This window comes from Streptomyces sp. CLV115 (genome assembly GCF_038448545.1).
In the GTDB taxonomy this organism is placed as follows: Bacteria; Actinomycetota; Actinomycetes; order Streptomycetales; family Streptomycetaceae; genus Streptomyces; species Streptomyces sanglieri.
In genome coordinates this window covers 1-13,598 of sequence record NZ_JBCEWQ010000116.1, presented here as the reverse complement: position 1 = coordinate 13,598, position 13,598 = coordinate 1, and the positions used below count along the sequence as shown (strand labels likewise).

Annotated in this window: 14 protein-coding genes; 10 read left to right on the top strand and 4 right to left on the bottom strand. The window is 70.3% G+C overall.

What is annotated here, in order from left to right:
• The first annotated feature begins 33 nt into the window (after positions 1 to 33).
• Positions 34 to 249 (top strand): hypothetical protein, encoded by a 216-nt coding sequence (locus tag AADR41_RS30260; protein WP_342284677.1) that lies wholly within the window; start codon positions 34 to 36, stop codon positions 247 to 249.
• Positions 250 to 317: 68 nt separating this feature from the next.
• Here AADR41_RS30260 and AADR41_RS30255 read toward each other — a convergent pair whose 3' ends face one another.
• The 4 genes from AADR41_RS30255 to AADR41_RS30240 form a co-directional block, all read right to left on the bottom strand.
• Positions 318 to 983, bottom strand: a complete 666-nt coding sequence (locus AADR41_RS30255) for a phosphotransferase (protein ID WP_342284676.1) — start codon at positions 981 to 983, stop codon at positions 318 to 320.
• Positions 984 to 1,279: 296 nt separating this feature from the next.
• On the bottom strand, positions 1,280 to 2,737 hold the full coding sequence (locus AADR41_RS30250; protein WP_342284675.1) for a catalase: 1,458 nt from the start codon (positions 2,735 to 2,737) through the stop codon (positions 1,280 to 1,282).
• Between the two features lie 197 nt (positions 2,738 to 2,934).
• Positions 2,935 to 3,834 carry a 2-hydroxy-3-oxopropionate reductase gene (locus tag AADR41_RS30245; RefSeq protein ID WP_342284674.1) on the bottom strand — a complete coding sequence of 300 codons (900 nt, stop codon included), beginning with the start codon at positions 3,832 to 3,834 and terminating at the stop codon, positions 2,935 to 2,937.
• A gap of 47 nt (positions 3,835 to 3,881) precedes the next feature.
• Complete coding sequence (locus AADR41_RS30240; RefSeq protein WP_342284673.1) at positions 3,882 to 4,721, bottom strand: TIM barrel protein; 840 nt, start codon at positions 4,719 to 4,721, stop codon at positions 3,882 to 3,884.
• A gap of 225 nt (positions 4,722 to 4,946) precedes the next feature.
• Here AADR41_RS30240 and AADR41_RS30235 point away from each other — a divergent pair, with 225 nt between their 5' ends.
• The 9 genes from AADR41_RS30235 (at position 4,947) to AADR41_RS30195 (ending at position 13,537) form a co-directional block, all read left to right on the top strand.
• On the top strand, positions 4,947 to 6,143 hold the full coding sequence (locus tag AADR41_RS30235) for a lactonase family protein (protein ID WP_342284672.1): 1,197 nt from the start codon (positions 4,947 to 4,949) through the stop codon (positions 6,141 to 6,143).
• A gap of 99 nt (positions 6,144 to 6,242) precedes the next feature.
• Positions 6,243 to 6,494: a hypothetical protein gene (locus AADR41_RS30230; RefSeq protein WP_342284671.1), complete on the top strand. Its 252-nt coding sequence runs from the start codon at positions 6,243 to 6,245 to the stop codon at positions 6,492 to 6,494.
• The gene (locus AADR41_RS30225) at positions 6,491 to 6,868 is read left to right on the top strand and encodes a helix-turn-helix domain-containing protein (protein ID WP_342284669.1); all 378 of its coding nucleotides are present in this window, start codon (positions 6,491 to 6,493) and stop codon (positions 6,866 to 6,868) included. Before AADR41_RS30230 ends, AADR41_RS30225 begins: the two co-directional genes overlap by 4 nt.
• Before the next feature lie 190 nt (positions 6,869 to 7,058).
• Positions 7,059 to 7,568, top strand: a complete 510-nt coding sequence (uraD, locus tag AADR41_RS30220) for a 2-oxo-4-hydroxy-4-carboxy-5-ureidoimidazoline decarboxylase (protein WP_342284668.1) — start codon at positions 7,059 to 7,061, stop codon at positions 7,566 to 7,568.
• Between the two features lie 5 nt (positions 7,569 to 7,573).
• Complete coding sequence (gene uraH, locus AADR41_RS30215; protein ID WP_259930566.1) at positions 7,574 to 7,966, top strand: hydroxyisourate hydrolase; 393 nt, start codon at positions 7,574 to 7,576, stop codon at positions 7,964 to 7,966.
• Positions 7,967 to 7,971: 5 nt separating this feature from the next.
• Positions 7,972 to 8,919 (top strand): factor-independent urate hydroxylase, encoded by a 948-nt coding sequence (gene pucL / locus AADR41_RS30210; protein ID WP_342284667.1) that lies wholly within the window; start codon positions 7,972 to 7,974, stop codon positions 8,917 to 8,919.
• A 77-nt stretch (positions 8,920 to 8,996) separates the two neighbouring features.
• The gene (locus tag AADR41_RS30205; protein ID WP_342284666.1) at positions 8,997 to 10,391 is read left to right on the top strand and encodes a nucleobase:cation symporter-2 family protein; all 1,395 of its coding nucleotides are present in this window, start codon (positions 8,997 to 8,999) and stop codon (positions 10,389 to 10,391) included.
• 42 nt (positions 10,392 to 10,433) lie between these two features.
• Complete coding sequence (locus AADR41_RS30200) at positions 10,434 to 11,831, top strand: 8-oxoguanine deaminase (RefSeq protein ID WP_342284665.1); 1,398 nt, start codon at positions 10,434 to 10,436, stop codon at positions 11,829 to 11,831.
• Positions 11,832 to 12,076: 245 nt separating this feature from the next.
• Positions 12,077 to 13,537 (top strand): nucleobase:cation symporter-2 family protein, encoded by a 1,461-nt coding sequence (locus AADR41_RS30195; RefSeq protein WP_342284664.1) that lies wholly within the window; start codon positions 12,077 to 12,079, stop codon positions 13,535 to 13,537.
• Positions 13,538 to 13,598: the final 61 nt, after the last annotated feature.

The window sequence follows — 13,598 nt, the reverse complement described above, 5'->3', positions numbered from 1 at the left end:
TCACAATGACGTCGGGCGTGCGAGGCTCGCACCATGACGACGGAGAGCAGCCAGCAGTACGGGAAGCACAAGAAGTTCCGCCAGTTTGTCGACTGCCCGCGCTGCGGCTACACCGACTTTCCTCCCGGCCAACTCAATGAGGAACAAACGATTGAGACCCGGACGTGCGAGGACTGCGGCACGGAGGTAGACACAGAACCATTCTTTACCGCGCCTCCAGGCGAAGCCACCCACACCTTCGATAGCTGAGATCCAGGGGCCAAAGTTCCGACAACTTCAGACCCGACAGTCGACTTGCCTAATGAAGGTACTGGAAGTCACCGTGCGTCCAGCCATGCGGGCCTGCAGGGATGCCCCTCTCGGGGCGTAGGTGGGCGTGCTTGTCGAGGAGGACCTTGCGATCCGCGAGAGCAGTGCCCTGCTGCCCTGTCGAAAGCGTCGCCCGCGCCCTGGGCCGGCACCGCTCCCGCAAGCCGGTCAGCCTTCCGGACGGCCAGGCCGGCCTCGGTCACCTCGGCGGTGACCGAGGCCGGTACCGCGGGCATTCCCGTCTCATCGGCAGCACGGCCGAGTGCTGTATGGAGTTCCGCGAGGTGTGTGCCGAGCTTGAACGTCTGCGTCGGCGACAGGTCGGTTCCGCGCATGTGCTCCCCGGCTGACCAGGGGAAGAGGCAGTAGGCGCCGCCGCGGACCTCGGCGATCACGTCGCCGTGGGAGGTGAGGAGCGGGGTGCATACGGGAACGCCGTACGAAGCCAGGAGAGGAAGGACCGCGAGGGTGCGGCGCGGTCGATTCAGCGGCACGTCCGTGGCGCGCTTGAGGGCGAACCTCACTGTGCGGGTGTCCAGCCGCCAGTTCACGTTCATGAGGTCATCGGTGAGGTGGTGTCGGTTCAGTACTTCGTTGAGGCCGTACGCCCGGATCAGCTCGGCGAGATCATCTGCGGGGAGGTGCGCTCTGCCCGCCACGTTCGCCTCGGTCACCCGGGCGTCGAGAACGGGAGACGGCCGTGCAGACGTACAAGGGTCACCATGCACCACGGCACAGAAAAGGGCGCAGAGTACGGGACCGTATCCGTACTCCGCGCCCTGGTTCTGGGAGAACAGGGACCGCGGCGGTAGTGCGAAGGGGGGCTGCACGGGGCCTTCTGGTCAGGTGACCGGGCCGCCCGCCCATGTACCACCGCACTGGCATCGCACAACCGCCGCGACCTCGTCCTGCCCGTGCCGCGCGGCACCCCTCATCCGGGTGCGCGGCACGAGCAGGGCTCGGGGGAGGCTCAGTCCTCGCGCAGTGCGCGGACCGCCTCCTCCACGCGCCTGCCGTACTCGGCGTCGGCGGCGTGGAAGTGGGCGAGGTTCTTCTCGATCACGTCGTCGCGGGTGACCTGGGACAGGCCCCCGGCGATGTTCGCGACCAGACGGCCCTTCTCGTCCTCGGACATGAGCCGGTACAGCTCGCCCGCCTGGAAGAAGTCGTCGTCCTTGGTGTGGGCGGGCGCCGCGTGGGTGCCGGTCCAGCCGTGGACCGCCAGCGGGGCGGAGAGCGCCGCGCCGGTCTGTGCCGGGCCCGCGTACGAGTTGGGCTCGTAGTTCTTGTCGTGGCGGGCGCCGTTGCGGGTGGCGTGCAGCCCGTCGCGGCCGTAGTTGTCGACGACGGCGGTGCGCGGCGCGTTCACCGGGAGCTGGGTGTGGTTGACGCCCAGCCGGTAGCGGTGCGCGTCCGCATAGGCGAACAGCCGGCCCTGGAGCATCTTGTCCGGCGAGGGGCCGATGCCGGGCACGAAGTTGTTCGGGGAGAACGCGGCCTGCTCGACCTCGGCGAAGACATTGTCCGGGTTGCGGTCCAGGACCAGGCGGCCGACCCGCTGGAGCGGGAGGTCGCCGTGCGGCCACACCTTGGTGAGGTCGAACGGGTTGAAGCGGTAGTCCGCGGCCTCGGCGGCCGGCATGACCTGCACGTACAGCGTCCAGGACGGGTTCATCCCGCGCTCGATGGACTGGAGCAGGTCCGTCTGGTGCGAACTGCCGTCCTTGCCCGCGAGTTCGGCGGCCTGCTCGCTGGAGAGGGACCGCACGCCCTGGTTCGTCTTGAAGTGGTACTTGACGAAGAAGGCCTCGCCCTCGGCGTTCGTCCACTGGTAGGTGTGCGAGCCGTAGCCGTTCATGTGGCGGTACGAGGCGGGGATGCCGCGGTCGCCCATCAGCCAGGTGACCTGGTGTGTGGCCTCGGGCGCGTGTGCCCAGAAGTCCCAGACGTTGTCCGGCTCCTGGCGGCCCGTGAACGGGTCGCGCTTCTGCGAGTGGATGAAGTCGGGGAACTTGATCGGGTCCTTGATGAAGAACACCGGGGTGTTGTTGCCGACCAGGTCGTAATTGCCCTCGTCCGTATAGAACTTGAGGGCGAATCCGCGCGGGTCGCGCACCGCGTCCGCGCCGCCCAGCGAGTCGGCGACGGTGGAGAAGCGGATGAATGTCTCGGTGCGCTTGCCGACGGCGGAGAGGAAGTCGGCGCGGGTGAAGCCGGTGACGTCGTCGGTCACCTCGAAGTAGCCGTACGCGCCGGAGCCGCGGGCGTGGACCACGCGCTCCGGGATGCGCTCCCGGTTGAAGCGGGCCAGCTTCTCCAGCAGGTGCTGGTCCTGGAGGAGGATCGGGCCACCGGCACCGGCGGTGGCGGAGTTCTGGTTGTCGGCGACCGGGGCGCCTGACTCGGTCGTAAGCACACGCTGCGTCATGGTGTCGGGGCGACCTTCCGTACGGGAGCTGCTGAACTGCGACGGCTCGGGGCTCCAGGAGCGTAGGTACGCCCCGAACCCGACGTCAACAGTTTGTTGAATTTGCTGGCTGGTGTTCCGGACGGCGCCGACGCCTGGGCGCGACAGGACAGGTGTCGGCGCCGACGCCGTCCGGAAGTCTCCGGGGTGCGGGCCGGTCAGGCCCGGACGGGCCGACCCGACAGGCGCTCGACCGAGCGCAGCAGTGCCGAGTGGTCCAGGCCGCCGTCGCCCTGCGCGCGCAGCGAGGCGACGAGCTGGGCGACCACGGCGCCGACGGGCAGCGCGGCACCGACATTGCGGGCGGCGTCCGTGACGATGCCCATGTCCTTGTGGTGCAGGTCGATCCGGAAGCCCGGTGTGAAGTCCCGCTTCAGGAAGTTGTCCTTCTTGCGGGCCAGGACGGTCGAGCCGGCCAGTCCGCCGCCCAGCACGTCCAGCGCGGCGGCGAGGTCGACGCCGGACTTCTCCAGGAAGACCACGGCCTCGGCGCAGGCCTGGATGTTGACCGCGACGATCAGCTGGTTGGCGGCCTTCACCGTCTGGCCGGAGCCGTGCGGGCCGCACAGCACGATGGTCCTGCCGAGCGCCTGGAGGATGGGCCCGGCGGCGTCGAAGTCGGCCTGCTCGCCGCCGACCATGATCGACAGCACCGCCTCGACGGCACCGGCCTCGCCGCCGGAGACCGGGGCGTCGAGCACCCGGATGCCCTTGTCCTTCGCGTTCTTCGCGAGGTCCACGGAGGTCTGCGGGGTGATCGACGACATGTCGATCAGCAGCGCGCCGGACTTCGCGTTCTCCAGGATGCCGTCGGGGCCGTAGGCGATGGCCTCGACCTGCGGGGAGGCGGGCACCATCGTGATGACGACATCGGCGTCCCGGACCGCCTCGGCGACCGAGCCCGCGCCGGAGCCGCCGGCCGCGACCAGCCGGTCGATCTTGTCCTGCTCCAGGGTGTGGCCGGTGACGTCGTACCCGGCCTTGATCAGGTTCTCGGACATGGGGGAGCCCATGATGCCGAGCCCGATCCACGCAACCTTGGGGAGGTTGTTGCTCATGAGGGTGCCTTCCGATAAGCGTGTGTACGAGGGGGAGCCGGCCGCCCTCAGCGGGCGGCCCGCGCGGTGGCCGGGAGCCACTCGAAGGCCTCGGCGCTCGGCCGGTCGCCCGGCTTGTACTCCAGGCCGACCCAGCCGTCGTAACCGGCCTTCGTCAGCTCGTCCAGGAGCTGCTCCAGCGGGAGCGAGCCGGTGCCGGGCGCGCCGCGCCCCGGGTTGTCGGCGATCTGGACGTGGCCGGTCCTGGCGGCGTAGGCCGTGACGACCTGGCCGAGGTCCTCGCCGTTCATGGACAGGTGGTAGAGGTCCAGCAGGAACTTGGCGTTCCCGAGGCCGGTCGCCGCGTTGACCCTGTCGACGATCTCGATCCCGGCCGGTGCGCTCACCAGGGGATAGCGCGGAGACTCCGGCTCGTTGAGGGTCTCGATCAGGAGTACCGCCCCGATCCGGTCGGCCGCGCGGGCGGCGGCCGCCAGGTTCTCCAGGGCGAGTTCGTCCTGCACCGCCGGGTCCACGCCGTCGACACGGTTGCCGTACAGCGCGTTGAGCGCCCTGCAGCCGACCGAGGCGGCGAAGCCCGCCGCCACGTCGATATTGGCGCGGAAGCGGTCCGACTCCGTGCCGGGCACGGAGAGCGCGCCGCGGTCGGGGCCGGGCAGCCGTCCGGCGTAGAAGTTCAGTCCCACCAACTGCGTGCCCGCGTCGTCGAGCGCCTTCTTGAGGGCGTCGAGCTCGGCCTGCGGAGGGGTGGGGGTCTCGATCCAGGGCCACCACAGCTCGACCGCCGTGAAGCCGGCCGCCGCGGCGGCCGCGGGACGCTCCAGGAGCGGGAGTTCCGTGAAGAGGATCGAAAGGTTCACATCGAAGCGCTGGTCCGGGTAGCCCATGAGGGTTCGGCGCTCCTTCCGTATTGCGGAAGTTAGTTTCTACTCAACGGAAGATTGCCCGGAGCGGTGGAGGCTGTCAAGGGGGTGCCCGGAATTCGGGCCCGGTGCGTTCGTGCGGGTTGCGCAAGGTGGGCCCCCAATTGCGCCGGTTGCCGAGGGGGTCCGGGGCGCGCCAGGGTTGCCGGTGCGACCGATGCAGCCGACCCCCCCCACGAGGTGCCTCGCATGAACCACGCCACCAGCCGGCGCGCCGTCCTCGGAGCGCTCCTCGCGGGCGCGGCCCTGTCGGCGGCTCCCGCGCCGCCGCGCTCCCCGCTTCCCGGGCCGGACCCCGCCGCCGAGGCCGGTCCGCGCCCGCGCACCACCCCGCGCCTGCTGATCGGCACCTACACCTCCGCCGAGGGCGGCGGCCCCGGAATCGGGACGGCCGGCTACGACGCCGCCACCGGGGCGATCACCGCGGGACCGGTGATCGCGGGCGTCGCCAACCCCTCGTACTTGGCCCTGCACCCCTCCGGCAGCACCGTCTACGCGGTCGACGAACAGGAGCAGGGCGGTGTGACCGCCGTGGCGCTGTCGCCGGACGGCGGCCACCGGGTGCTGGGCACCCGCGCCACGGGCGGGGCCGGGCCCACCCATCTGTCCGTCCACCCCACGGGAAAGTGGCTGCTCAGCGCGAACTACACCGCGGGCAGCGTCGCGGTGCACCCCATCGGGGAGGACGGATCGCTGGGGGAACGCACCGACCTGGTCGCCCACGACAGCCCGCCGCCCGGCCCCGGACAGGACGGGCCGCACGCCCACCAGATCATCACCACCCCCGACGGCGGCCACGTCCTCGCCGTCGACCTCGGCACCGACGCCGTGTACACGTACCGGCTCGACGAGCGGCGCGGCACCCTGGACCAGGTCTCCTGCGCGGCGCTGCGCCCCGGCGCCGGACCCCGGCACCTCACGTTCCATCCCGGCGGCCGCCACGCCTACCTCGCCTGCGAGGTCGACAACACCGCGGTCGTCTGCGGCTACGACCCGGCCACCGGCACCCTCTCGCCGGGCGCCCCGCAGCCCACCGGGACCGGGCCGGGCACCAGCTACCCCGCGCAGTTCCTGGTCACCGGCGACGGCCGGTTCGCCTACCTCGCCAACCGGGGGCACAACAGCCTCACCCGCTACGCGGTGGAGGGCGACGGGGCCGTGCTCCGGCTGCTCGGCACCGTGCCCGTAGGTGGCGACTTCCCCCGGCAGATCGCCTTCTCGCCCGATGGGAAACTGCTCTTCGCGGCCAACCAGAGATCCAGCACGGTGACGGTCTTCCGGGTCGGCACCGGTGACGGCGGTCTGACCCGCACGGGTGCGGCCTTCGCCGCCCCGGTCGCCGTCTGCGTACTGCCGTACGCGGGCGTGCGCCCGGCCGGTCACTGAGCGCGGATCGATCTCCCCACGGGTCCGGCGCGGGTCCGTTAGGGTCGGGCGCGAGCCGCGGGCTGCACAGCGACGCGGCGAACGCATGAGGGAGGCACAGTGCGCTTGAGAGTGGAGTTCACCACCGAGCCCTTCGATCTCGACGAGGCGCCCGCCCACGCGGTCGTGGCCCGCGAGGTCATCCAGTCGGCCGACCTGGACGCCGTGGACGTCGGCCCCTTCGGCAACACGGCGGAGGGCGGCGCGGACGAAGTGCTCAGCGCGGTGGACTCGCTGCTGCGCCGCGCCCTGGCATCGGGTGCCACCCGGGTGTCCCTCCAGGTGAACGTGGTCGGGGAGGACTCCCAGTGACCGAACCGGCCGACCACCCGCTCGTCACCGCGGTCAAGCCGCTCGTCGACGCCATGGGGGCCGAGCTGCTCGGACCCGAGCAGGCCGAGCCCGACGACGTCGTACTGGCCTGGGAGGGCGAGGACGTCATAGCCGTCCGGCTGCCCCAGCTCTCGGAGTCGCTCGATCACATCCTGGCCGCCATGGAACGCCGGCACGGCATGCCGCTCGCCGAGCTGGACCGCCGCACCAAGCAGTCGGTGGTCCGGGCCCTGGAGGCACGTGGTGCCTTCTCCGTGCGGCACGGCGTGGAGACGGTGGCAGGCGCGCTGGGGGTCAGCCGCTTCACCGTCTACAACTACCTGAACAGGGAAAATGCTGCCAAAGGCGAGTAGTTGAGGCGGTAGGTGAGCGAAGGCCGTGCAAGGTCGCGGAGAGCCGTCGTCCGGAGTGCCGGGCGACGGCTTCTTGCGTTCGCGTAATTTCAACAAAGTGTTGACGTGGTGTTGCGGAGGGCGTTAGCTATCCGCAGCCCGACCGACGCGAAGCGGAAAACGCACAGCGAAAACAGCCACGGAGGCTCCCGTGACTTCGAGCTCCACTCCGGGCCTCGCCCGGTTCAACACCCTGGCGGACGACGAGGCCACCACCGCATTGCACGAGGTGTGCGCCGGCGAGGCATGGGGAAGAGAGATCCTCTCCCGACGCCCGTACGCCACCGCCGAAGCCCTCCTGAGCGCCAGTGACGCCGCCACGGCCGCACTGACCACCGAGGAACTGGCCGAAGCGATGGCCGGTCACCCGCCGATCGGCCGCCCGAAGCCCGGAGACCCGACCTCCTCCCGCGAACAGCGCGGAATGGCCGGCGCCACCGAGGAACTCAAGGCCGAGATGCTCGAACTGAACCTGGCCTACCAGGAGCGGTTCGGACATGTCTTCCTGATCTGTGCCACCGGAGCCACCGGTGAGCAGATGCGCGACGCGGTGAAGTCCCGGATCGGGAACTCGCCCGAGCAGGAGCGCGGGATTGTGCGCACCGAGCTGGGCAAGATCAACCGCATCCGGCTGACCCGTCTCGTAACCGAAGGAGAGTGACGGTCTTGAGCACCGACACCACCGCATCGGTGTCCACCCACATCCTGGACACCAGCATCGGCCGCCCCGCCGCGGCCGTCGCCGTCACGCTGGCCGCCCGCAGCGGCAGCGGCGCACCCTGGGCGGCGCTCGGCGGATCCGCGACCGACGCGGACGGGCGATGCAAGGACCTGCCGGCGCTGCCGGAGGGCACCACCCACGTACGTCTCGACTTCGAGACCGAGGCGTACTTCGCAGCCAAGAAGCAAGCCGAGGCGCAGCAGGACGCCCCCCGCGTAAGGGACAGCGGTGCCTTCTTCCCGGAAGTGGCGATCACCTTCGCCGTCGTACCGGGCGAGCACTACCACGTACCGCTGCTGCTCAACCCGTTCGGCTACTCCGTTTACCGAGGGAGCTAGCAGACATGCCCACGATTCTCGGCCAGAACCAGTACGGCAAAGCAGAGAACCGCGTCGTCAAGATCACCAGGGACGGCGACACCCACCACATCAAGGACCTGAACGTCTCCGTCGCCCTCTCCGGCGACCTGGACGACGTCCACTACAACGGTTCGAACGCCAACTGCCTTCCGACGGACACCACGAAGAACACCTGCTTCGCGTTCGCCAAGGAACACGGCATCGAGTCGGCCGAGCAGTACGGCATCCACCTCGCCCGGCACTTCGTGGACAGCCAGCCCTCGATCCACCGCGCGCGCATCCGCATCGAGGAGTACGCCTGGGAGCGCATCGCGGGCTCCGACGGCAACTCCAGGTTCATCGGCGCCGACGAGGTCAAGCACTCCTTCGTACGCAAGGGCCAGGAGACCCGCCTCGCGCAGATCACCTACTCCGCCGGAGGCGACGGGGAGGCGAAGTTCGAAGTCCTGTCCGGGCTCAAGGACCTGACCGTGATGAACTCCACGAACTCCGAGTTCTGGGGCTACATCAAGGACAAGTACACGACGCTCCAGGAGGACTACGACCGCATCCTCGCCACGTCCCTGTCGACGTGGTGGCGGCACAACTGGACCTCTGACGAGCAGCGCATGCCGCAGTGGGAGAAGTCCTACGAACAGGCCAGGAAGCACATCCTCCAGGCGTTCGTGGAGACGTACTCGCTCTCGCTCCAGCAGACGCTGTACCAGATGGGTTCGCGGGTCATCAACAGTCGCAGCGAGATCGACGAGATCCGCTTCTCCGCTCCCAACAAGCACCACTTCCGGCAGGACCTCTCCGCCTTCGGGCTGGAGAACGAAGCCAAGGACGGCGCCGTGTACTACGCGGCCGACCGCCCCTACGGCCTGATCGAGGCCACCATCCTGCGCGACGGCTGCGAGCCGCACATCCCGGTCGACATGACCAACCTCTGACGCCGGGCGCGGGGGCCCCCCCCCCCCCGCCGCCCGCAGTCGGCGGGGACGCGCCACACCGGAGGGAACAACCAGCCATGGCAACGCCTGCAAAAGGGCCGGCAGAAGGCCCGTGTTCCACCCGGCCGGAAGGGCCCGAGGCCCACCCGGTCGACCAGAAGCTCCACCTCTCGCGGCTCGTCCCCGCCGCGCTCCAGCACATCGCCGCCATGTACGCGGGAGTGGTCACGCCCCCGCTCATCATCGGCCAGGCCGTCCGCCTCGACATCGCGGGCCAGACCCGGCTCATCGCCGCGAGTCTGCTCATCGCCGGTGTGGCCACCCTCCTGCAGACCCTCGGGGTCAAGGGCCTCGTCGGCAACCGGCTGCCCTTCGTCAACGCCGCCTCCTCGGCCGGCATCGCGCCGATGCTCGCCATCGCCGAGACCAACGCCGCGGGGGACCAACTCCCCGCCATATACGGCGCGGTGATGGTCGCCGGTGTCTTCTGCCTCGCTGTCGGACCGTTCTTCGGCAGACTCCTGCGCTTCTTCCCGCCACTGGTCACGGGCGTCGTCATCACCCTCATCGGAGTGACCCTGATGCCCGTGCCGGTCGCCTGGGCACAGGGCGGCGACAGGACCGCCGCCGACTTCGGAGACATGAAGTACCTGGCACTCGCCGCCTTCACCCTCCTCGTCATCCTGCTGATCCAGCGCTTCGGCCGCGGCTTTGTCAAGCAAGTTGCCCTGCTGCTCGGCCTGTTGACCGGAACCCTGGCCGCCGTCCCGTTCGGCATGGCGGACTTCGGAGCGCTCCGCTCGGCCCCCGTCGCCGCACTGCCCACACCCTTCGCGTTCGGCGCCCCGGAGTTCCAGCCCGCCGCGATCATCTCGCTCTGCCTGGTGACGCTCGTCCTGATGACGGAGTCCAGCGCCGGAATGCTCGCCATCGGCGAGATCTGCGACCGCCAGACCGACGGCAGGACCATCACCCGGGGCCTGCGCACCGACGGCATCGCCACCCTCCTCGGCCCCGTCTTCGGCGGCTTCCCCACCTCCGCCTTCGCCCAGAACGTCGGAGTCGTCTCCCTGACCAAGGTCCGCAGCCGCTACGTCGTCGCCGCGGCCGGCGGCGCACTGCTGGTCCTCGGCATCTTCCCGGTGCTGGGCGCGGTGGTCTCCACGGTGCCGATGCCCGTCCTCGGCGGTGCCGGCATCGTACTGTTCGGTTCGATCGCGGTGAGCGGCATCCGTACCCTCTCCGAGGCCGGACTCGACGACAGCTCCAACATCATCCTGGTCGCCGTGGCACTCGGCGCGGGCATCATCCCGCTCGCCGCGCCCGGCTTCTACGCGGGATTCCCGTCCTGGGCGCAGACCGTGCTGGGCTCCGGCATCAGCGCCGGAGCGCTCGTCGCGGTCCTGCTCAACCTGTTCTTCCACCATCTCGGCACCCACGGCCGCCAGGCCGTGGCACTCAAATCCTCCTAGGGTCCTGCCGTGCCCACACCGCCGGAAAGAGAAGGAAGCCCCATGGCAGCATCGGCAGCCCCTGAGCATGTGGAACGCATCGTCATCGAGAACTGTTCGATCGCGACGGTCGACGCCGACGACACCGAGTACGCCTCGGGCCATGTCCTCGTCGCGGGCAACCGCATCGAATCGGTCGGCGCCGGCCGGGCACCCGAGGGCCTGGCGAACGTCGTACGCCGCATCGACGGCACCGGACACCTGGTCACCCCCGGCCTGATCAACACGCACCACCACTTCTACCAGTGGATCACCAGGGGCCTGGCCACCGACCACAACCTGTTCGACTGGCTGGTCGCCCTCTACCCCACCTGGGCGCGCATCGACGAGCCGATGGTCCGCGCCGCCGCCCAGGGCTCGCTCGCCATGATGGCCCGCGGCGGCGTCACCACCGCCATGGACCACCACTACGTCTACCCGCGGGGGTCCGGCGACCTGTCCGGCGCCATCATCGGGGCCGCCCGTGACATGGGCGTACGGTTCACCCTCGCCCGCGGGTCCATGGACCGCAGCGTCAAGGACGGCGGGCTGCCGCCGGACTTCGCCGTGGAGACCCTCGACGGCGCGCTGGCCGGCACCGAGGCGGCCATCGACGCGTACCACGACGCCTCGTTCGACGCGATGACCCAGGTCGCGGCCGCACCCTGCTCCCCGTTCTCCATCTCCACCGAACTGCTGCGCCAGGGCGCCGAACTGGCCCGCCGCAAGGGAGTGCGCATGCACACCCACGGCTCGGAGACCGTGGAGGAGGAGAAGTTCTGCCACGAGCTGTTCGGGATGGGGCCGACCGACTACTTCGAGTCCACCGGCTGGCTCGGCGAGGACGTGTGGATGGCGCACTGCGTCCACATGAACGACTCCGACATCGCCGCCTTCGCCCGCACCGGAACCGGCGTGGCGCACTGCCCCTCGTCCAACGCCCGGCTCGCCGCGGGCATCGCCCGGGTCCCCGACATGCTCGCGGCCGGCGTCCCGGTCGGCCTCGGCGTCGACGGCACCGCCTCCAACGAGTCCGGCGAGCTCCACACCGAGCTGCGCAACGCCCTGCTCATCAACCGCCTCGGCGCCCACCGCGAGAAGGCCCTGAACGCGCGCCAGGCGCTGCGCCTGGGAACGTACGGCGGCGCCCAGGTGCTCGGCCGCGCCGGCCAGATCGGCTCCCTGGAGCCCGGCAAGCTCGCCGACCTGGTGCTCTGGAAGCTCGACACCCTCGCGCACGCCTCCATCGCCGACCCGGTGACCGCGCTCGTCTTCGGCGCGGCGGCCCCCGTCACGCTCTCCCTCGTCGACGGCAAGCCGGTCGTCGAGGACAACCACCTGATCACCGCGGACGAGGCAGCCATCGCCCGCGCCACCCGTGACGAGGCCCGCCGCCTCGCGCAGATCGCCGCCGGAGCCTGACCTCCGCGGCACCCCCGATACCGGCCGGCCGAGGGGGACGGCCCTCGGCCGGCCGCCGTGGACCCGAGTGGGGTCCATGGCAACCGGTGCGGGGGCGCGTGCCTGTGACGCACGCGCTCCCGCACCGGTGACCAAAGCTGCCCGCACCAGCTGCACGACCTGCCCCACCTGTTCCAACGCACCACTTGCACCACCTCCCTGACACCCACGTCACCGCAGACGTGTACCCGACCGGAGGAACCGCCGTGGCAGCAAAGCCCAGGTTTCGCAACGACGCAGTCGCAGGATCCGATGGACAACCGCATCTCGACGACGCCCCCGATCCGGCCTCGCCGGACCGGAAGCACCCGGTCGACGAGACGCTCCCCCCACTGAAGATGTTCACCAGCGGCCTCCAGCACGTGGCCGCGATGTACGCGGGCGTGGTGGCCCCGCCGATGATCGTGGGGCCCGCCGTGGGCCTCACCGCCAAGGAGACCGCCTTCCTGATGGGGGCGAGTCTGTTCACCGCGGGCATAGCCACCCTGCTCCAGACCCTCGGCTTCTGGCGGATCGGCGCCCGGCTGCCGTTCGTCAACGGCGTCTCGTTCGCCGGGGTCACCCCGATGGTGGCGATCGGCAAGGACCGCGGGCACGACGGCATCGCCGTCATCTTCGGCGCGATCGTCGTCGCCAGCCTGCTGGGCTTCCTGCTGGCCCCGTACTTCTGCAAACTGGTCCGCTTCTTCCCGCCCGTGGTCACCGGCACCGTGATCACCCTGATCGGTGTCTCGCTGCTGCCGGTCGCCTTCAACTGGTCCCAGGGCGGCAACGCCACGGCGGCGGACTACGGCTCCACGACCAACATCACCATGGCCGCCGTCACCCTGGTGATCGTCCTGGCCCTGCGCAAACTGCTGCGCGGCTTCCTCCAGCAGATCGCCATCCTGCTCGGACTGATCGTCGGCACCCTGATCGCGATCCCGGTCGGCATCACCGACTTCGGCGCCATCAAGGACGCCGACCTGATCGGCTTCCCGACGCCGTTCCACTTCGGGGCGCCGCAGTTCGAGGTCGCCGCGATCGTCTCGATGAGCATCGTGATGCTGGTCTGCATGACCGAGTCCACCGCGGACATGCTCGCGCTCGGCAGGATCGTCGGCAGGCCGGCGGACGAGCGGACCATCGAGGGCGGCCTGCGCGCCGACACCCTGGGCAGCGCCGTCAGCCCACTCTTCAACGGCTTCATGTGCAGCGCCTTCGCCCAGAACATCGGGCTCGTCGCGATGACCAAGGTCCGCAGCCGCTTCGTGGTGGCGGCCGGCGGCGGGATCCTGATCGTGCTCGGGCTGGTCCCCGTCGCGGCGTCCGTCATCGCGCTCGTACCGCTGCCGGTCCTCGGCGGCGCGGGCATCGTGCTCTTCGGCTCGGTCGCCGCGAGCGGCATCCAGACCCTGGCGACCGCCGCGCTGGAGAAGGGCGAGAACGCGCTGATCGTGGCCGCGGCCGTGGGCATCGGCCTGATCCCGATCGCCGCGCCGGAGTTCTACCACTCGTTCCCGAAGGACCTGCTGGTGGTGCTCGACTCCGGGATCTCGACCGGTTGCGTGGTGGCGATCGTGCTCAACCTGGCCTTCAACCACCTCGGCAGGAAGCCGGATCCGGATCCGGAGCCGTCGGAGCGCGAGCAGGGTCCGGCAGTCGTGGACCCGGTGGCCGCGCACTGATCCGATCCGCCCGGTACCGGCCGGTTCCGGCCGACGGGGCGCCGTGGGGGGGGGGGGGGGG

What these genes read in the sequence shown, in the direction of transcription:
- AADR41_RS30240 (WP_342284673.1), bottom strand. Translation starts at nt 4,721, where the DNA reads ATGGGCTACCCGGACCAGCGCTTCGATGTGAACCTTTCGATCCTCTTC.
- AADR41_RS30250 (WP_342284675.1), bottom strand. Translation starts at nt 2,737, where the DNA reads ATGACGCAGCGTGTGCTTACGACCGAGTCAGGCGCCCCGGTCGCCGAC.
- AADR41_RS30245 (WP_342284674.1), bottom strand. Translation starts at nt 3,834, where the DNA reads ATGAGCAACAACCTCCCCAAGGTTGCGTGGATCGGGCTCGGCATCATG.
- AADR41_RS30200 (WP_342284665.1), top strand. Translation starts at nt 10,434, where the DNA reads ATGGCAGCATCGGCAGCCCCTGAGCATGTGGAACGCATCGTCATCGAG.
- AADR41_RS30260 (WP_342284677.1), top strand. Translation starts at nt 34, where the DNA reads ATGACGACGGAGAGCAGCCAGCAGTACGGGAAGCACAAGAAGTTCCGC.
- pucL (WP_342284667.1), top strand. Translation starts at nt 7,972, where the DNA reads ATGCCCACGATTCTCGGCCAGAACCAGTACGGCAAAGCAGAGAACCGC.
- AADR41_RS30235 (WP_342284672.1), top strand. Translation starts at nt 4,947, where the DNA reads ATGAACCACGCCACCAGCCGGCGCGCCGTCCTCGGAGCGCTCCTCGCG.
- AADR41_RS30205 (WP_342284666.1), top strand. Translation starts at nt 8,997, where the DNA reads ATGGCAACGCCTGCAAAAGGGCCGGCAGAAGGCCCGTGTTCCACCCGG.